The sequence below is a fragment of the Synechococcus sp. Minos11 genome (genome assembly GCF_014279855.1).
Lineage (GTDB): Bacteria > Cyanobacteriota > Cyanobacteriia > PCC-6307 > Cyanobiaceae > RCC307.
On sequence record NZ_CP047953.1, the window covers coordinates 1,156,314 to 1,174,091 of the forward strand.

General features: G+C 61.0%; 19 protein-coding genes. 4 read left to right on the forward strand and 15 right to left on the reverse strand.

Annotated features, from left to right (window positions below):
- The first annotated feature begins 31 nt into the window (after positions 1-31).
- Complete coding sequence (locus tag SynMINOS11_RS06430; protein WP_186547395.1) at positions 32-1,768, forward strand: NADPH-dependent assimilatory sulfite reductase hemoprotein subunit; 1,737 nt, start codon at positions 32-34, stop codon at positions 1,766-1,768.
- Here the strand turns inward: SynMINOS11_RS06430 and SynMINOS11_RS06435 are convergent.
- From SynMINOS11_RS06435 to SynMINOS11_RS06500, 14 genes are all read right to left on the reverse strand, one after another.
- Complete coding sequence (locus SynMINOS11_RS06435; protein ID WP_186547397.1) at positions 1,759-2,412, reverse strand: M15 family metallopeptidase; 654 nt, start codon at positions 2,410-2,412, stop codon at positions 1,759-1,761. The two genes, SynMINOS11_RS06430 and SynMINOS11_RS06435, sit on opposite strands and share 10 nt — an antisense overlap.
- Positions 2,412-4,922 carry an ATP-dependent DNA helicase RecG gene (gene recG / locus SynMINOS11_RS06440; protein WP_370586160.1) on the reverse strand — a complete coding sequence of 837 codons (2,511 nt, stop codon included), beginning with the start codon at positions 4,920-4,922 and terminating at the stop codon, positions 2,412-2,414. The genes SynMINOS11_RS06435 and recG overlap by 1 nt, the downstream gene beginning before the upstream one ends.
- Positions 4,880-5,965 (reverse strand): hypothetical protein, encoded by a 1,086-nt coding sequence (locus tag SynMINOS11_RS06445; protein WP_186547399.1) that lies wholly within the window; start codon positions 5,963-5,965, stop codon positions 4,880-4,882. The genes recG and SynMINOS11_RS06445 overlap by 43 nt, the downstream gene beginning before the upstream one ends.
- Complete coding sequence (tsf, locus tag SynMINOS11_RS06450) at positions 5,962-6,615, reverse strand: translation elongation factor Ts (RefSeq protein ID WP_011935690.1); 654 nt, start codon at positions 6,613-6,615, stop codon at positions 5,962-5,964. The genes SynMINOS11_RS06445 and tsf overlap by 4 nt, the downstream gene beginning before the upstream one ends.
- Before the next feature lie 55 nt (positions 6,616-6,670).
- Positions 6,671-7,378 (reverse strand): 30S ribosomal protein S2, encoded by a 708-nt coding sequence (gene rpsB / locus SynMINOS11_RS06455; protein ID WP_011935691.1) that lies wholly within the window; start codon positions 7,376-7,378, stop codon positions 6,671-6,673.
- A 135-nt stretch (positions 7,379-7,513) separates the two neighbouring features.
- The gene (locus SynMINOS11_RS06460; RefSeq protein ID WP_186547401.1) at positions 7,514-8,446 is read right to left on the reverse strand and encodes a glycosyltransferase family 2 protein; all 933 of its coding nucleotides are present in this window, start codon (positions 8,444-8,446) and stop codon (positions 7,514-7,516) included.
- Positions 8,447-9,163: 717 nt separating this feature from the next.
- Complete coding sequence (locus SynMINOS11_RS06465; protein ID WP_186547403.1) at positions 9,164-9,529, reverse strand: ExbD/TolR family protein; 366 nt, start codon at positions 9,527-9,529, stop codon at positions 9,164-9,166.
- Positions 9,526-9,927, reverse strand: a complete 402-nt coding sequence (locus SynMINOS11_RS06470) for a biopolymer transporter ExbD (protein WP_186547405.1) — start codon at positions 9,925-9,927, stop codon at positions 9,526-9,528. Before SynMINOS11_RS06470 ends, SynMINOS11_RS06465 begins: the two co-directional genes overlap by 4 nt.
- Entirely contained in the window at positions 9,920-10,519 is a 600-nt protein-coding gene (locus SynMINOS11_RS06475; protein ID WP_186547407.1) for a MotA/TolQ/ExbB proton channel family protein, read from the reverse strand. Before SynMINOS11_RS06475 ends, SynMINOS11_RS06470 begins: the two co-directional genes overlap by 8 nt.
- A gap of 111 nt (positions 10,520-10,630) precedes the next feature.
- Entirely contained in the window at positions 10,631-10,786 is a 156-nt protein-coding gene (locus tag SynMINOS11_RS06480) for a hypothetical protein (protein ID WP_011935697.1), read from the reverse strand.
- Between the two features lie 33 nt (positions 10,787-10,819).
- Complete coding sequence (locus tag SynMINOS11_RS06485) at positions 10,820-11,527, reverse strand: ATP-binding cassette domain-containing protein (RefSeq protein WP_186547409.1); 708 nt, start codon at positions 11,525-11,527, stop codon at positions 10,820-10,822.
- The gene (devC, locus tag SynMINOS11_RS06490) at positions 11,527-12,699 is read right to left on the reverse strand and encodes an ABC transporter permease DevC (protein WP_011935699.1); all 1,173 of its coding nucleotides are present in this window, start codon (positions 12,697-12,699) and stop codon (positions 11,527-11,529) included. Before devC ends, SynMINOS11_RS06485 begins: the two co-directional genes overlap by 1 nt.
- Positions 12,696-13,610, reverse strand: coding sequence for an efflux RND transporter periplasmic adaptor subunit (locus SynMINOS11_RS06495; protein WP_370586196.1), 915 nt, complete (start codon positions 13,608-13,610; stop codon positions 12,696-12,698). The genes devC and SynMINOS11_RS06495 overlap by 4 nt, the downstream gene beginning before the upstream one ends.
- A gap of 5 nt (positions 13,611-13,615) precedes the next feature.
- Positions 13,616-14,353: a phycocyanobilin:ferredoxin oxidoreductase gene (locus tag SynMINOS11_RS06500; RefSeq protein WP_255445324.1), complete on the reverse strand. Its 738-nt coding sequence runs from the start codon at positions 14,351-14,353 to the stop codon at positions 13,616-13,618.
- A gap of 77 nt (positions 14,354-14,430) precedes the next feature.
- Between SynMINOS11_RS06500 and SynMINOS11_RS06505 the strand changes: the two genes are divergently transcribed.
- Both SynMINOS11_RS06505 and SynMINOS11_RS06510 read left to right on the forward strand, forming a co-directional pair.
- Positions 14,431-15,687 (forward strand): M16 family metallopeptidase, encoded by a 1,257-nt coding sequence (locus SynMINOS11_RS06505; protein WP_255445325.1) that lies wholly within the window; start codon positions 14,431-14,433, stop codon positions 15,685-15,687.
- Positions 15,684-16,937, forward strand: a complete 1,254-nt coding sequence (locus tag SynMINOS11_RS06510) for a M16 family metallopeptidase (RefSeq protein WP_186547415.1) — start codon at positions 15,684-15,686, stop codon at positions 16,935-16,937. The genes SynMINOS11_RS06505 and SynMINOS11_RS06510 overlap by 4 nt, the downstream gene beginning before the upstream one ends.
- Here the strand turns inward: SynMINOS11_RS06510 and SynMINOS11_RS06515 are convergent.
- Positions 16,906-17,097 (reverse strand): NAD(P)H dehydrogenase assembly family protein, encoded by a 192-nt coding sequence (locus SynMINOS11_RS06515; RefSeq protein WP_370586197.1) that lies wholly within the window; start codon positions 17,095-17,097, stop codon positions 16,906-16,908. The two genes, SynMINOS11_RS06510 and SynMINOS11_RS06515, sit on opposite strands and share 32 nt — an antisense overlap.
- 102 nt (positions 17,098-17,199) lie before the next feature.
- On the opposite strand from SynMINOS11_RS06515, the gene SynMINOS11_RS06520 reads away from it, so the two are divergent.
- A complete protein-coding gene (locus SynMINOS11_RS06520; protein ID WP_011935705.1) occupies positions 17,200-17,778 on the forward strand; it encodes a biotin transporter BioY in 579 nt (192 codons plus the stop codon).

Genomic DNA, 17,778 nt, shown 5'->3' on the forward strand with positions numbered 1-17,778 from the left:
AGCATCTCTGTCCGCCGCTGCTGCATCAATCGTGACGATTGCGCCCGAAGGGAAGAAAACGGCTGAGCGCAGCAAGTTCGAACAGCTCAAGGTCAATAGCGCCTACTTGCGCGAGCCTCTGGCCACGGAGCTGGAAAACGATCTGCCGTATTTCACCGACGATGCGGTTCAGATCCTGAAGTTTCACGGCAGCTATCAACAGGACAACCGCGACAACAGGCGCAAAGGCGAATCGAAGGATTGGGGAATGATGCTGCGCCTGCGCAGCCCGGGAGGACGGATCCCAGCCCAGCTCTACTTAGCGCTCGACGATCTCTCCAATCAATACGGCAACGGCAGCATCCGGGCCACGACGCGCCAAGCCTTCCAACTCCACGGCATCCCCAAAGACGATCTACGCACCGTGGTGGGCACCATCGTGCGCAACATGGGCTCCACCCTGGCGGCCTGCGGTGACATCAACCGCAACGTGATGGCACCGGCGGCGCCCTTCCAGCAGCACGGCTATCCCGTGGCCCGGCGCCTGGCTGATGACATTGCCGATCTGCTGGCACCCAAAGCTGCTGCAGGGGTCTATCTCGAGCTCTGGGTGGATGGCGAGAAGCGCTACAAAATTCGCCCCTCCGTGCTGGCGAGCCGCTTCAAAAAACAACAGCAGCACGGTGAGGTGTTCAGCGGCGACAGCGATGAGCCGCTTTACGGCGACACGTTCATGCCACGCAAATTCAAGGTGGCTGTCACTGTCCCGGGCGATAACTCCGTCGATCTGCTCACCCAAGACGTGGGCCTGGTGGCCTTCACCGATATGGGTGGTCGGCTACGGGGCTGCAACGTCTATGTCGGTGGCGGCATGGGGCGCACCCACAACAAAGAAGAAACCTTCGCCCGCACGGCTGATTGCCTCGGCTACATCAAAGGCACCGACGTGCTGCCGTTGGTTCAAGCCGTGGTGGCCCTGCAGCGCGACCATGGCGACCGCAAGGTGCGGCGTCATGCCCGCATGAAATATCTCTTGCACGACAACGGAATTGAGTGGTTCCGCAAGGAGATCAGCCGTTATTTCAGCGGTGAGATCAAGCCAGCCCGCACCGAACAAAAGCCCGAGCTGCTGGATTACCTCGGCTGGCACCAGCAGGGTGATGGGCTGTGGTTTGTGGGCCTGCCCTTGCTCTGCGGGCGCCTCGAAGGCGATCTCAAAGGGCAGATGCGCCAGCTGGTTGAGACCTACAAACCCGAGATCCGCCTCACACCCAATCAGGACCTGTTGCTCTGCAACATCGCCAAAAACCAAAAGCAAGAGATCACAGAACAGCTCGATGCCATGGGCTGGGCCGATCCATCGCATACCTCGCTGCTCAGCCGCCACGCCATCGCTTGCCCGGCGCTGCCCACCTGCGGGTTAGCGGTGACTGAATCGGAGCGCATCCTTCCCCATGTTTTGGGGCGCCTGGAAACGCTGTTGGAAGAACTCAAGATCGACTCACCGATCCTTGTGCGGATGACCGGTTGCCCCAACGGCTGCGCCCGTCCCTACATGGCTGAACTCGGCATGGTGGGAAGTGGGGTTGAGCAATACCAGCTCTGGCTCGGCGGCAGTCCTGGATTAACCCGTTTGGCACGGCCGGTGCTGCAAAAAATGCCGCTGGCTGAGATGGAATCCACCCTGCGCCCGCTGTTGAAGCAGTGGCAGGAGCAGGCTCCCTCGCAAAGCTTTGGCGACTACTGCCATTCACTCGGCGATCAACTCGAGGCGACGCTTCAAGCCTGAGCACTGCGGCCGTAATGGGCGCAAGGGGCCTCACTGCTCCAAGCCCAGAGCTGATCGCCCCAGCTGAAATGCCACCACTCTTTGGGGTGCCTAACAAATCCAGCTGATTCCATGGCGCGATGCAACAGGCAGCGCCGCTGGTGATAGCGGCCTTCAGCAGAGGCTGGATCGGCAGCGGCAAAGTGATTGGGGTGACCAATCGGGCCGATCGCATCAATATCACCGCCCATCTCCAGGGGCTCGCCTTGGGGGGTGGCCAAGGTGAGATCAACGGCCGCTCCCGTGCTGTGGGGCGGTGGTGTGGTGGGATCAGAGCTTGGCTCAGCCCAGAGCGCCAGCACTTGCTCTTCGCTCACCCCGGGCTGCGCGCGGGTGTGATCCACCATGAATTGCTGCACGGCCAGGGGCCGGAAGGCATCAAAGATCAGCAATTGCAGCGGCGCGGGTTGATCCCGCAACACCTGCTGCACTTGCAGCAGACGCTCCACAACGCTCTGGCGCAACTGAAACGGATCAGTGCCGGCTGGATAGGGAGCACCAAGGGCTTGGTAGGGGTGGGGCTGCCAGCGCAAGAACGCTGGGGGTAACGCCAGCAACGGCTCACCGTTGTCGACGATTGGGATCGGATGCCAGGGACGGCCCATCAATTGAGGCGAGCGGAGGCGGTGAGGCTGCGGCGCTGGGCTTCCAAACACTGCGCCAAATGGGGATGCTGCTCCAAGGTTGGATCGGCATCGAGAATCGCTTGAGCGGTTTGCCGCGCTTCATCGAGCACCGATCCATCATCACTGAGGCTGGCGAGGGCCAAATCAGGCAATCCCGATTGGCGGGTCCCCAGCACTTCACCGGGGCCCCGCAACCGCAAATCCATCTCAGCGATTTCAAAGCCATCGTTGCTGCGGGCCAGCACCTCCAAGCGTTGTTTCGCCACCGCCGAACTGCTGTCGTTCACCAACAGGCAATGGGAGGCCGCAGCACCTCGGCCCACACGGCCGCGCAACTGGTGCAACTGGGCCAAACCAAAGCGCTCGGCGTGATCGATCAACATCACCGTGGCGTTGGGAACATCAACGCCAACCTCCACCACCGTTGTCGACACCAAGAGTTGGATCTCTCCGCGGCTGAAGGCCTCAATCGCCTGTTGTTTTTCAGCGCTGCTGAGCCGGCCATGCAGCAGACCCACCTGCAAGTCAGGAAAGACCTCCTGCTGAAGCCGGCTGTGCTCATCAACAGCCGAACGCAAATCCAACTTTTCGGACTCCTCCACCAACGGCAACACCACATAGGCCTGACGGCCTTCGTTGATTTGCTCGCGAATCAACGCATCAGCCTTGGGCCGCTGGGCTGAACTCAACACGGCGGTCTTGATCGGTTGGCGGCCAGGCGGCAACGCATCAATTTGGCTGACATCCAAATCGCCATGGATTGAGAGCGCCAGGGTGCGGGGAATCGGCGTGGCGGTCATCGTCAGCAAATGGGGCTGCAAGCCTTTGCTGAGCAAGCGATTGCGCTGGCCAACACCAAAGCGGTGTTGTTCATCGACCACCACCAAGCCCAAGCGGGCGAAATCAACCGGGTCCTCCAGCACCGCATGGGTACCCACCAAGAGGTGCAGCTGGCCATTGGCCAAGTCCTGCAGCAGGGCGCGGCGTTGCTTGGCCGGCGTGGAGCCGGTCAACAGCGCCACATTGACGTGCAGCTGCGGCATCCACTCGCAGAGCTTGGCGTAGTGCTGCTGGGCAAGCACCTCGGTGGGCGCCATGAACGCCCCCTGCAACCCTGCATCAATGGCGGCCAAGAGGGCAGCGATCGCCACCACCGTCTTGCCGCTACCCACATCCCCTTGCACCAATCGGGCCATCGGCTTGGGCTGGCCCATATCGGCGAGCAGCTCGTTGAGCACCCGCTCTTGAGCGCCTGTGAATTGAAAAGGCAACAGGTTCCGAAAGGCCTTGAGCCGTTCACCGACGGCCCCCGCCGGCACCGCTGGGGCCTGACGCTGGCGGTACTGCAAACGCCGCTGAGCCAGATTCAGTTGCAACAGCAGAAACTCGTCAAACACCAAGCGGCGGCGGCAAGCATCGAGATGATCCCGGTTGCTGGGTTGATGAATTCCGCTGCGGGCATCGGCCTTGGCCACCAACGTCAGCTGTTGGCGCCAGGGTTCTGGCAAGGGGTCAGGGCCAGGGCGAACGGCTGCTAACGCCGCCGCCACAGCTTGGCGGAGCCGTTCGGCGGTTAACCCCTCGGTGAGGGCATAGATGGGGACCAATCGGCCGATTTCAGGGGATTGCACCTGGCTGGCCGGTCCTTCCAATACCTCCAACAGGGGGTCATGCAGGCTGATGCCAAAGCGGTTTTCTTTGACCAGGCCACTGGCAGCGATCGTGGCGCCCAGCGGGTACAAGCGCTGCTGTTGGTGCAACCAGCCAGAGGAGGTGAAACGCTTACCCGCCATGAACTTGCTGATCCGCAGCCGGCCACTGGGGTCCTGCAATTGCAATTCCAAGATCGCCAGGTTGGGGTTTTTGGGGCTGGCGAAGGCGTGCACCCGGCGCACGGTGGCAACCACCGTGGCGGTTTCCCCAGGGACCAAGGCTTGGATCCGCACCAAACGCGAATAATCGACGTAATCGCGCGGGTAGTAGCCGATCAAATCCTCGAGACAGAACAAGCCCAGCTGCGCCAAGCGGGTGGCGAGTTTGGGGCCAATGCCCTTGAGCTCTGAGAGCGGTAGATCAGCAGTGCTGCGGCCAGCTCTTGCCGAGGCAGGGGAGTCTGTGAGCCGCAGCCGAGGCGGGGAGAGCGGTGCAGGTGGATCGAGCTGACGGCGCAATTGATGCAAGTGCTGACGCAGCTGCGTCACCAAGTAACGGCGCTGCGCTGGGCTGGCCTCTGAATATCGAGAAAATTGAGCAGCAAACGGGGCCAGCAGCTGACAGTCCTTCGCTGGCAGCTGCGGTGAGGGTGAGCGGCATTGCTGCTCCAGGAAGGCACTAAATCGCGACCGCTGGCCCTGGAGATCTTGAAACCCTGAATCAGCTTCCAGGCTGAGGCTGCGCTGCAGTTGACGCAGCCAGCGATCCAGCTCCGCATTCAGCGGAGCTGGGCTCAGATCTGGGGTTGCACGGTGGGGTTGTTGTCCTGCGACCACAGCTGTTGCGCCTGCAGAACGGCGAGCCGTTGCTGCCAGTGCTGAATTCGACGCTCCATTTTGCGCAGATTGCCATCGAGCTTGTGCAATGCATTGCGCAGGTCGCGCAAGTGGGGCAGCGCATGCTCCAGTTCTGAAACACGGATCAACAAGCCGTTGAGCTGCAACTCACCGCTGGTCAGGCCATCGGGTATGGGCAGCCGCACCGTCAATACGTTGGGGGCCACACCCTGTTGCTCCACCTGGCCGGCCAATGAGGCATCCAGCAGGGGCAGGGGCATCAGGCTTTGGCACAGTCCGCTGCGCAGCAGTTCGACATTGATGGCGTGGCTGAGGTTGCGAAGTCGGCGCTGCAGCGCCTGATCCCAGACCCCAAGCCACACGCGCAACTGCTGGGGATCGCGCGGCAACGGGAATGGGCTGCTGATCGGATCGTCGGGACTCAGGGATGAACCCAACAGGCTGCCGCTGGCCATTTGCCGCAGCCAATTCAAGGCCTGCTCGTGATCCAGGGACTGGGACGACACCTCCTCATCCACCAATCCCGGGGTTTCAGAGGACAGGGTGGAGCAGAACTGCGCTGGGTCAAAGTTGCCCAGCAACGAGGGCATCTCGAGGCTGAATTGCAGTCCGGCGCCAGGATCAAGATCAGCAGAGACCATCAGTGGCTCAACCGAGTCATCGCCAGGGGCCTGCTCATCAGCTTCGGGGTCGGCCGTGTCATCGGCGTTCAGCAGGCGACTGCCAAGTTGCGCCAGTTGCTCAATGGTCAGCAGCGAGCTGCAGCGCTGGGTGAGATGGAGGAGGCGTTCGCGCATGACATGGCGCTGGCTCTCGGCCATGGCATTGAACGCCTCCGGCTGGAGCTTGGTGCAGAGGTGGAACACCGCCTGCAGCAATTGATGGGGCAACTCAAGGCGTAGTTGCTCGAGGTAGTCCTGCAGCAAGCTGTAGAGCTTGATGGCAGCCCGATCACTCAAAGCATCGAGCGCGTCAAGTTCTTGACGCGCCTGTTCGGCCGTTGCCCCCTCCGTGGAGTTCAAGCAGTCATGGCGGCGACTTCTGCCGCGAAATCCTCTTGCTTGACTTCAATGCCTTCACCCAGGGTGTAACGGGTGAAGCGCCGCACTTGAATGTTTTCGCCGATCTTGCCGGCGAGCTGCTTGACCATCTCGGCCACTGACAGGGAGCTGTCTTTGATGAAAGGCTGCTCCAGCAGGGCGAGTTCCTTGAGGCGCTTGTTGACGCGGCCTTCAACGATCTTGGCCTTCATGGCCTCAGGCTTGTTGCCCAGGTCATCGCGACCCATCTCGATGTTGGTTTCGCGCTCTTTGACATCGGCAGGGATGTCATCGGTGGTGACGAACTCCACGTTGGGGCAAGCAGCAATTTGCATAGCCACATTGCGCACCAGCTCTTGGAACGCGTCACCGCGGGCCACGAAGTCGGTTTCGCAGTTGACTTCCACCAGCACACCCACACGGGCGCCGGTGTGGATGTAGCTGCCAACGGCACCTTCAGCCGCGGTGCGACCAGCTTTCTTTTCAGCCGAAGCAATGCCCTTCTGACGCAGCCACTCGGTGGCTTTGGTGAGATCGCCAGAGGTCTCGTTAAGGGCCTTCTTGCAGTCCATCATCCCCGCACCGGTTTGGTCGCGGAGCTCCTTGACGAGCTTGGCGGAAATCTCGGCCATGACGGGGTGCGGGGAAGTGAAAAGCGGGGGGAGTGTAAACAGCGGGGGGAGGGCCTTAGCCCTCATCCCCTTGGTCGTTTGAACCGTGGCGACCTTCGTTGATGGCGTCAGCCAGACGTCCAATGATCAACTGCACCGAACGCACAGCGTCGTCGTTGCAGGGGATCGGCACGTCGCAGAGGTCGGGATCGCAGTTGGTATCCAGCATCGACACAACCGGAATGTCGAGCTTCTGGCATTCCAGAACGGCGTTGTATTCGCGCTTCTGGTCGATCAACACCACCACATCAGGCAGGCGGCGCATGTTCTTCAGACCGCCCAGATATTTCTGCAGACGATCCAGCTCGCGGCGCAGAACCGAGGCTTCCTTCTTGGGACGCATCGCAATCGCACCGGAGCTCTCCATGCGCTCGAGGTCCTTGAGGCGCTCGATGCGGGCGCGCATGGTGCTCCAGTTGGTGAGCATGCCGCCCAGCCAGCGCTGGTTCACGTAGCTGGCGCCACAACGGCTGGCCTCGAGGGCCACCACCTCAGCGGCTTGCTTTTTGGTGCCGACAAAGAGGAAGCGCTTGCCGCTACGAGCAGCACTGCGCACCCACTTGTAGGCGTTGTTCATGCAGACGGCGGTCTGCACCAAATCGATGATGTGAACGCCGTTGCGAGCGCAGTGGATATACCGCTGCATCTTCGGATTCCAGCGGCGGGTTTGGTGTCCAAAGTGGGCACCGGCCTCCATCATTTCGGAGAGCGTGACAACTGCCATGTTGTTGGGGGTTTCGGGTTGGCCACCACCCGCCAGGGAGGACGGCCCAAATCGGCCAATGTCCTCACCCGAAACGTGCGGGTGTGCGGTTTTGAAGGGACGTCCCAACCTATCAGGCCGTGTCCTGGCCTGGGTTCAGGCGATTCCAGCGGCCTGCGCTTCACGCTGCATCGCCACAACACTGATGCGATTGAGGGGCAAGCGCAGCAGCTCCATGGCGACGCCAGGGTGACCGCGGCGGATCAACCAGGCCAGCAAAGGCCGCAAGCTGCGCTCGTTGAGCAAGCCACCCAAGGTGAGCAGCTCCCAGAGCAGCCGATGCCAGATGGTGAATTGAATGATGAAGCGAACCCGCCGGGTGGGGTGCTTTTTGTAAAACACCAACCCCATCTTGGCCCGCTCCCGCTCCTTGCGAACCAGCTCGGGAACCTGCTCCAAGTTGAGCGGAGGATGCCAGTGATAGCCAGCAGCCGCAGGGCAACGCACCAAACGGACCCCCATGCGGCGGAGGCGCTCACCGAGCTCCAAATCTTCCCAGCCGTAGAGCTGGAAGGAGGGATCAAACAACCCTGATTCCTGCAACACCGTCTTGTCGATGGCCACATTGCCGGTGGCGAAATAGGCCCACGACAGATCGCTGAGTTTGTGGGGTTCGCTCTCTGGGGACTCGAAGTTGTGGGTATTGATCACCGCCCCATAGGTGAAACAGAGACGGTCGCCATCCCGCTGCCAGGCTTGGCGAAGCGAACGCAGGTGGTGCTGCAAAAAGTCCGGCACCACCACCAAATCACTGTCGATAAAAATGATCACCTCACCGTTGGCGTGATCAACGCCAAGGTTGCGGCCGATCGCAGGGCCTCCATGTTCTTGGCAGATCAGGCGGACATGGGGCAGTTCAGCAGCCTCCTGTTGAATCCACTCGACCGTGCCGTCGGTGGAGCCGTCATCCACCAACACGACCTCAAAATCATCCCCAGGATCGAGAGGCAGCTGGGCTTCTAAGGCCCTGAGGCACTGCTGCAGGATCGGCAGGCGGTTGTAGGTGGGAATAACAACGCTGACGAGCACAGCTGGATCCAAGGTGTTCCCATGATCGCTGATTCCGTTAGGGACTTAGCCGGAGACGGAACATCGTCCTGAACGAATCGGGCCAAACCAGGTCCTTCGGGGCCGGTCGCTGCAGCTCCCAAGAATTCAAGGGACGTTGAAACCATCTCGTGGCGAATGCCAAACCCCTGAGCGACTTCAACCATTGGGTTCGCTCATCGGCGTCAAGGTGGTCCAAGGCGTACGAGCTGGGGGCAACAGGCGAGAACCCCAGGGGTTGGTCCGCACTGGTAATGCTGTTCAAAAGCGTTTCGAGGCTCGGACGCGATGGCTTGGAGTCCAGTGGCTGGGACTGGGGAGCCTCTGAAGCTGGATCCAATGTGATCAGCTGAGCATCAGCACGATTGTCTGCTGGTTCGACGGGGTTGATCACCGGTGGCAGGGAGGGAGCCTGCAATTGCGGCAGCTCATGGGCTGGCAAAGGAAGACTGTTGACACCTGGCAGCCGCAGCGGTTGAAGCGCAGTGGAGCCCGAGGCCGGCAGGCCCAATTGATCACTGAGATCAACCAGAGCACCTCGGGACGCCGGGCCAAGGGAAGCGGCGTTGTGCAGAGGCTCAAAACCACCAGGAGCAGCCAATAGCAGCGCATGCAGACCAAGGGCAATGGCCACCGGCGAGGTCCAGACGGACCTGGCCTGCCAGCGACGCCTGATCAAAAGGGGGACTGAGTAGTTGCTCATCGGGTGTTGGGCAGCTTGAGCTCAATGGCCACGGGGGATCCCCTCATGGCCGTCAAAACGGTCCGCAACTCGCCCCAGCGCAAACGCTTCGATGGCTTGATCCGCAAGCGACCATCGGGTTCTTGGGCGGCATAAGCCCTGGCAACAGATGACATCCGATCCAAGGGAATGGTGCGGCCTTGGATCACGATCTGCTCGGCGCTTGGGATTTCAACCAGCAACACCGGTGCCATCGAAGGCTTGCTGAACCACTGGTGCAGCGGAATCAACAAGGTGCTGGAGGCAATCAGCACCAACAGAACATCAGCCAGCGGCAACCACTGACTCGAAGTGAGGGGAGTATCTGAACGATGGAGATTCATGACTTCAGCGGCTGACTTGGCAATTGCAACTGCAAGCGATCACCAGCCAAGACCTCCAGAGAGTTGAACCGTTGGCTGACTTCAAGCAGTGTCAATTCATCACTTGGAATCAACACAAGGGTGGGGGATTTGCCTTGCAGGTTCTGCTCTTGAAGCCGGCCACGAAGCTCCTCATCACGTAAGGGGCGTCCGTTCCAAGTCCAGAAACCACGCGGTTGCATTTCGATCCGCACAAGGGGCCGAGCAACCGCTGAACTCTCCTGCGGTGCAGCGGTTTTCAGGGGCATCTTGACGTGAGTGACACCAGCCCAAAGCACAAAACACAACACCACCAACAGCACATCAATGAGGGGCACCAAGACATCGTTGGTGCTGCCTGACGTTGTGTGGTCAGCCACGACAAACGAGCTGATGGGTGTTGCGCTCAAAGCTGAGAGCCAAGCGCTCCAGCAGAGCGAGGTAGCTACTGCGGTAAGCCATGTTGATTTTCAACACAACCATGGCGAAGAGGGCCACCAAGATCCCCGTGGCGGTGGAGATCAGAACCTCGGAAATACCCAGCGCCACACGATCCATTGAGGCCGAACCAACCTCACGACCAAGGGCGGCAAAGGTACGGATCAAACCCGTCACCGTTCCCAACAGACCCAGCAATGGCCCCAAGGCCGCTGCAGCTTCCAAAATTCGCTCACCACGGGCCATGGCCGCAGCTTGGGATTGAAGAATCAACTGAAGTTCCAGCTGACGCGCCGCTGGACCATCGGCAGCAGTCAACTGACGCATCAAGTGCCCCACTGGGCTGGACGAGGGAACCCCTGTTGGGGAGCTTCCCTCAAGCAGTTGGTTCTCGATCAGACGCCATCGGCGATCGGTTGGGGACCCCAACCGCCGCCAAAAGCGAAAGCGATCAACCCCAACAGCGGCAACGGCGATCGAAAGCAACAGCAGAGGCACCATCACAGGGCCTCCAAGCAAAAACTGCTGGAGCACGATTGGGAACGAGCTCGGGCAATTTCAAACTAGTCACAATCCATCAAAAAAACCTGATCGGTTAAAAACCGATCAGGTCCCTCAGATCTTTGGTTCGGTCAGACGAACGACTTAGTCAGCAGCACCGCCGTTGTTGGCCGTTCCGGTCACACCATTACCAGCACCTTCTCCGCGACCATCACCACGCAGCTTGCGCTTTTTGAACTTGCGGGCGTAGGCGCGGTTGCGTTCTTGCTTCTCGCGTTTCAGGTTGCGGCGCTTGGCCATAAATCGATCAAGCCTGGAAAATCTCCTCTCACCTTACCCGGCGGGCATTGAAGCCACCCTGTTCTCAATCAAACGGCCGTCTTCCATGGCCAAGAGGCGATCAGCCAAATCAAGGATCCGTGGGTCATGGGTCACCATCAGTACCCCGCAACCCTGTTCACGCGCCAGCCGCTGCAAGAGCTCAACGATTTCACGGCCGGTACGGCCATCAAGGGCCGCGGTGGGCTCATCAGCCAAGAGCAAGCGGGGGTGCGCCGCCAAGGCGCGAGCAATCGCCACCCGTTGCTTTTGTCCGCCCGATAGATCGTGGGGCACTTTGCTGAGCTGATCCCCCAAGCCCACGGCCCGAAGCCATTCGCGGGCTTGACCACGCCGCTGGGCATAGCTGAGGCCGGGCAGCAGATCGGCGCCCATCTGCACGTTTTGCTCGGCAGTGAGGCAACGCAAGAGGTTGTGCCCTTGAAAAATCATGCCGATGCGTTGCCGCAGGCGACGGCGATCACCCCGGCCAGCTTGGGCCAAGGGCACCCCCAGCACCTTCAGCTCTCCGTGTTGCAAGCTCCGCAGCGCCCCCACCAGGGTGAGCAGGGTTGTTTTGCCGCACCCGGACGGTCCCGTCAGCAGCACCACCTCACCGGGATCCACCCGGAAGTTGATGTCCTGCAAGACCTCACGGCGCATCGAACCGGTGCCGTAGCTGTGGCTGACGTTGGTTGCAACGATGGGAGCTGGATCCGCCATCAGAAGATCTCAGCGGGATCGGCGTCCGCCAGTTTGCGCATGGCCACCAGGGCCGAACCCATGCACATCACCAAGATCAGGCTGAACACCAGCACCGCCCGTTGCGGCGACATGCCAACCGGCAACTGGGTGGAACCACGAATCAGGGCATACAAACCCTCGCCAGCGGCATAGGCCGGCACATACCCCACCAGGGCCAGCATTAAGCCTTCACGGACCACAACAGCAAGCAGATCCCTCAGGGGATATCCCATCGCCATCAAGGTGGCGTACTCCGGCAGATGGTCACTGACATCGCCGTAGAGGATCTGATAAACGATCACACAACCCACCACAAAACCCATGGCAGCGCCGAGGCTGAAGATGAACCCGATGGCTGTGCTGCTGCGCCAGTAGTTCTTCTCGAACTCAATGAACGCCTTCTTGGTGAAGACGCTCACGTCATTGGGAAGCCAAGCGCGAAGTCGCTCAGCAACAGCCTCAGGATCAGCACCATCGCGCAGGCGAATCAAGCCAAGCTCAATGCTGCCGCGAGACGTGGAGGGCAGCAGCGAGCGGAAGGTTTCACGGCTGGTGATCAGGTTGCCGTCAGCACCAAACGAGGGGCCCAACTCCACCAGACCCGAGACCCGCACGCGCTGACCAGCCACCTCACTTTCCACCACCTGGCCGGCATTGAAGCGCTCAGCCACAGGACCAAATTCAGGCCTCGAGCGCGCATCAAACAAGACGCGGCCTTTCTGGCGCAGGCTGGCCGATTGATCAGCCAGCATCGAATCCACAAACAAGGCGTCATCCGGCTCAAACCCCAAAGCCAACAGTGAGCGGGTCGAGCGGGTCTCGGGATTGCGCCACAGCACAAAATTCCAGTGCACCGGGCTGACGCTCTCAACCGCTGGCTCCGCCATGGTCTGAATCAGCCGCCGCTCGGGGAAACCGGCCATGCTGATCGAGCTCATCGAGCGCGGACTCATCAACACCAGATCGGCATCAAACAGGCGATGAATCGTGACGCTGGCGTCGAACAGGCCATCACGAAAGCCCAGCTGCATGAACATCAAGATCCCGGCAAAGCTGATGCCGGCCAGAGCAATCAGCAGCCGCACCGGTTGACGACTCAGCAGCAACCAAGCCAAGGGAACGCCGCGCCGGCGCCAAAGCGCTTGGATCATGGCTGCAGCCGGCCGATTAGTTTCAAGCCAGTGAGCTGGCGAACGCGCCGAGCATCAGCTGGATCAAGGGTGACGTACACCTCCACCACGCGGGCATCGGTGTCAGCTGTTGGATCAGTGCTGAGCACATCACGCTGCTGAACCAGTGGGTTGATGCGACGCACGCGGCCTTGAAGCTCGCCATCAAAGCCACCGTTTTCGCTCAAGAGCAGCACCCGCTGACCAACGCGTACACGGCCGATATCGCTCTCATACACCTCCAACACCGCTTCCATCTGATCGCTGCGGCCGATGGACAGCACGCCATCGGAGCCGGGACGCTCACCGGGGCGAGCAAAAATTTCCAGCACCGTGCCACTGAAGGGGGCCACCAGCTCGCCATCGGGCAACTTGATGCGCTGGCGCTGCAACTCAGCTTTGGCCTTGCGCAGCTCCTGCTGCACGGTGAGCAGCTTGATTTTGCGGACATCAAGCGTTTCCGCGGAAATCGCGCCGCTACGCAGTAGCCGTTCGTAGCGCTGCACCTCGCGCTGAAGCAGAGCTTGGCGTTGCTCCAGCGTTGCAATCGTGGCTTTGGCGACCTCGAAGTCAGCCAGCTGGTCGGGGCGGGTGTCGAATTGAGCCAGGACCTGGCCGGCCTCGACGCGATCACCCTCCTCCACCAGCAAGGTTTCAACCCGCGGCGATGAACCCATCGCACCGGAGGGAGCATCCAGCCGGCGCACATTGCCAGCTGGATTCAGCCGGCCTAAGGCAGACACACCACGAGGTTGCGGCGACTGAGCACTGATTGGTGCGGCCATCGGCTCGGGCTGTGGACGCGAGCGCCAGCTCCACACCGCCACAACAGCAACGGTTCCAAGGACTGCCGAGAGAACCACCAAGCCACGACGACCACTGATGGGAGGCATCAAGGTCACGGATCGCAGGGGGGTGGTGGATCGTCGAAGAGCAGATTCTGGATGTAGTTATCGGCCCACTGTGGATCGAAGGCCACTTCAAGAACGCGCCTGGTCTTGTCGTTGCGGCGTTGTTGAGCGCAGTAGTGCTGTTGCCTGCGCCAGCGCTGTTGCACAGCGTCACTGCCGGCTGGCTCTGGCGTTGCGGCGCTCACCGCCTGCAGAAAAATGCGGTGAAAGGCCAGCAGATCAGCCTCAAACCAACGCTCTTCTTCGGCATTGGTGAGACGGGCAAACAAGACCTGTTTGGAAAAGATCGAGCCCCAGGCGGGCACCTCCCGGCGCTCGCTGTAGGGGCGTTGCGGCAAACCCTCCAATGCCTCAATCAGAGGTGGCGGCAAGCTCTCGCCGGTGGGAGAGAGATCAACAATCGCTGCTGAAACACCAGCAGGGCCAGCCACCACATCAGCGCCAAACAGCGGCAGGTTGTAACGCGGGTCTGGAAACAACACGCAGTGGAGGATGTCCAATCGAGCCCCCACCTGGGCCGTTTCCAGGTGCATCTTGCGCAGCCCAGGGCAACACAACAGCTCGTTGTCGATGGCCATGGCGTCCCCTTCGAGCTCACCACGGATCTCGGCCAAGCCGGCAGGCAATGCCAGGGGTTGCAGCTCCATCAGCTGCTGCCAGGCACCCCTGAGGCCCGAAGCGATGACCGGGATCAGGGGGTGAAAAGCGCGCAAACAGGCGGCCAACGGAGCAGCCCAACACCCTAAATGGCGCAGACCCAAGGCTGGATCGCCATAGTGAGGAGATCAGCTGCCTTGATGCGTTGGATCAGCCCGCAGGGCTTGGCTACAGCACCCCACACACCACCGCGCTGAGCAACGGTTTGCCGTTGAGCCTGCTGCCGGTGCCCGATTCACCCGTGGCCTGTCTTCAGTTCTGGTGCAGCGCCGGCAGTGCGGTTGAGCAGGCCCAGGAGCACGGCATGGCCCATTTCCTGGAACACATGGTGTTCAAAGGCAATGAACAACTCCCGGCTGGAGCCTTTGATTGGCAGGTGGAAGCCAGTGGCGGAATCAGCAATGCCGCCACCGGCTTTGATGACGTCCACTATCACGTGTTGATGCCCAAAGAGGCCTTGCCTTTGGCCTGTGAGTTGTTGCCGCAACTGGTGCTGCAGCCCGAGATCAGGGCTGAGGATTTTGTCCTCGAACGCCAGGTGGTGCTCGAGGAGTTGGCCCAAAGCGAAGACCAACCCGAGGAGCAAGCCTTCCAACAGCTCCTGGCCTTGGCCTGCGGTGAGCATGCCTATGGCAGGCCAATCCTGGGAGTTCGCGAGCAACTGCTGCAGCAAACACCTCAGCAGATGCTGGCCTTTCAACAGCGTCATTACCGGGCGCAGTCCTGTGCTGTGAGCCTCAGTGGTGGTTTTGACCTGGGCCATGTTCAACAACTGCTCGAGGCCAGCCCCTTCGCCGAGCTCCCAGGCACCACTGGGATCGATCCACAGCAGCCAGGGCTGAAGGTTCAACCGGGCCTGCATGCGCTGGAGCTTCCACGGCTCGAGTCGGCCCGGCTGCTGATGCTGTGGTCGGCACCGCCGGCGAAGGAATTGATGGCCTTAAGCGGCACCGATCTGCTCACCACCGTTCTGGCCGAGGGGCGCAGCAGCCGCCTGGTGCGCTGCCTGCGCGAAGAGAAGCAAGTGGTCGAATCCATCGATATGGATGTGCATGCCTTGGAGCAGGGCAGCTTGGTGATCCTCGAAGCGATCTGCCCAAGTGACCGGCTGAACGAGGTGCATCAAGACGTCAGCGCGATCTTGCGTCAACTGCAGCAGCAAGACCCCCGCGCCACAGAGCTCAAGCGTGCGAAACGCCTGCTCGACCATGGGCACCGTTTTGCCATGGAGGGGATTGGCTCACTGGCCCAACACTTGGGGCAAGCCACCTTGATGAAGCGATTGGAACCCCTCGAAGAGCCCCTGTCGCGCTGGCACCAATGGCAAGCGGAGGATCTTCAGCAGCTCTCCCGCGATCTCGATCCAGATCTGGCCTGCACCCTGCTGGTGAGGCCGAAATGAGCACAAGGCTGCAATGGCTTGAGCCGGGCTTCGGCGATGTGATGGCGGCTCGCTTGGTGCTGCCGCTGGGCAGTGCTGCTGATCCACCGGGCCAAGCCGGACTGCACCAGCTCCTAGCCGGTTCGCTCACCCGCGGCTGCGGCAGCCACGATGCGCGCTCCTTTGCCGAGTGGATCGAAAACCAGGGGGCCAGCCTGCGTTGTGAAGCTGGCGATGACCATCTGCAAATCATGCTGAAAGGGGTGGGTAGCGATCGCCATGTCCTGTTGCCGCAGTTGCTCGAAATGGTGGAGCAGCCCGCTGCCAGCGATGACCAAATCGAGCTCGAGCGGGACCTCAACCTTCAAACCCTGCAGCGCTTGGAAGAAGACCCCTTCAGCCGCGCCCAAGACCGTCTGCGGCAGCTGATGTTTGGCGATGGCCCCTACGGCCATGACCCCCTAGGGACAACCGCATCGCTGCAACGACTGAGCAGCCAAGACGTCGTCAACCAACGGCCGCGGTTAGCCAATCGCCAGGCGTTTCTGGTGGTGAGCGCGGCCCACGATCAAGCCTTAGCCGATGGTCTTGAGCGACGTTTGCAGCGCTTTGCCCACGACAGCGTCAAAGCGCCTCAGCCATTGGCGCAGGGCGATTGCGGTTGGAGCGCTGATCCCCTCGACACTGAGCAAACCGTGCTGATGTTGGGGTTTCGCAGCCTGCCCGTTCAGCATGCCGATGCCTTGGGTTTGAGGCTGCTTCAGGTGCATCTCGGCTTGGGCATGAGTTGCCGGCTGTTTCTGCGACTGCGCGAAGAGCTGGGACTCGTCTACGACGTTGGCGCCGAGCTGGCCATGCGCCGGTTTGATTCTCCATTCATCTGGCATCTCTCCACCAGTGCCGATCAAGCCAGCAGTGCCCTTGAGGCCTTACTGGATGAATGGCAACGGCTGCTCGATGAACCCCTGGCAACAAGCCAACTTGAGTTATCCAAAGCGAAATTGCGCGGCCAAGAAGCCATGGGCCGGCAAACCGGTGCCCAGCGGGCAGAACGGCAGGCCTTTTGCCAGGCCTATGGGCTGCCCAGCGATTTCCATGCCCAGGCCATGAAGCAACTGGACAGCATCAGCGCGATGCAGTTGCAGCAGGTGGCTCATCGTTGGCTGCAGCAACCGTGCCTCAGTGGCAGTGGTCCAGCGGCCAGCCTGCACAGGGTTGAGCAACGTTGGCAGCAGCGGCTCAGTCGCTGCCTATCTCCTGCAGGGCACTAAGCGGCACCACAAAACTGCCGCGCCGAAAGCGCACGCCGCGCTGATCCTTGGGCAGCAGGGAAATCACTTCCCCCTCTTCTCCGGCACTCACCAGATCGCCAGGCCGCAACATCGGCATGGCATCGGCCGTCTTCAGATAAGGCTGTTGTTCAGACAACACCACACTGGCGCCAACAGGGCACGCGCTTGAAGCTGGCTCAGACACCGTTGTTGGACTGGGGAACGTGTTGCAGGATGACAGCCAGAGAGCACAAGAGCAGCAGTGCGGGCCCTGTTGAACTGGAGTGGTGCCCTGGCCGGCCTGCTGCTACTGATCACTGGGGGACTGCTGCATCCAGCTTGGTTGCAATGGAGTGACACCAGCGGATGGCAGAGCATCAATTTGGGCGTCACAGCGCAGCTCCCCGCTCTGTTGCTGACAGCCCTGATCTGCGGCCCGCGCCCAGCCTTGATGGCTGCCATTGCCTACCTCGCCCTCGGCCTCAGCGGCGTGTTGATGGTGTTCCACAGCGGAGGGGGCTTGAGCTACCTGCAGCTTCCGGCCTTTGGCTACATCGCTGGCTTCTTGCCAGCTGCTTGGCTCTGCGGCCGGCTGGCCCAACGCGATGACGTCAATCAACTCGAACACTTGATGGCCATTGCCCTGTTGGGGGTATTGACCGTTCAACTCTGCGGCGGCCTCAATCTGGTGGTGGGCCATTGGGCAGGCCGCTGGGCCGAACCATTACCGCAGCTGCTGCTCAGTTATGGACTGCTTCCCCTGGGAGGCCAGATCTTGCTCTGCGCAGTCGTTGCTGTGGTGAGCCGGCTGCTGCGACCACTGCTGACGGTCAACCACTAG

Excerpts from the sequence above, each read along its gene's own strand:
- devC (WP_011935699.1), bottom strand. The coding sequence starts at position 12,699 with ATGATCCAAGCGCTTTGGCGCCGGCGCGGCGTTCCCTTGGCTTGGTTG.
- rpsB (WP_011935691.1), bottom strand. The coding sequence starts at position 7,378 with ATGGCAGTTGTCACGCTCTCCGAAATGATGGAGGCCGGTGCCCACTTT.
- SynMINOS11_RS06465 (WP_186547403.1), bottom strand. The coding sequence starts at position 9,529 with ATGAATCTCCATCGTTCAGATACTCCCCTCACTTCGAGTCAGTGGTTG.
- SynMINOS11_RS06495 (WP_370586196.1), bottom strand. The coding sequence starts at position 13,610 with ATGCCTCCCATCAGTGGTCGTCGTGGCTTGGTGGTTCTCTCGGCAGTC.
- SynMINOS11_RS06480 (WP_011935697.1), bottom strand. The coding sequence starts at position 10,786 with ATGGCCAAGCGCCGCAACCTGAAACGCGAGAAGCAAGAACGCAACCGC.
- SynMINOS11_RS06510 (WP_186547415.1), top strand. The coding sequence starts at position 15,684 with ATGAGCACAAGGCTGCAATGGCTTGAGCCGGGCTTCGGCGATGTGATG.
- SynMINOS11_RS06435 (WP_186547397.1), bottom strand. The coding sequence starts at position 2,412 with ATGGGCCGTCCCTGGCATCCGATCCCAATCGTCGACAACGGTGAGCCG.
- tsf (WP_011935690.1), bottom strand. The coding sequence starts at position 6,615 with ATGGCCGAGATTTCCGCCAAGCTCGTCAAGGAGCTCCGCGACCAAACC.
- SynMINOS11_RS06485 (WP_186547409.1), bottom strand. The coding sequence starts at position 11,527 with ATGGCGGATCCAGCTCCCATCGTTGCAACCAACGTCAGCCACAGCTAC.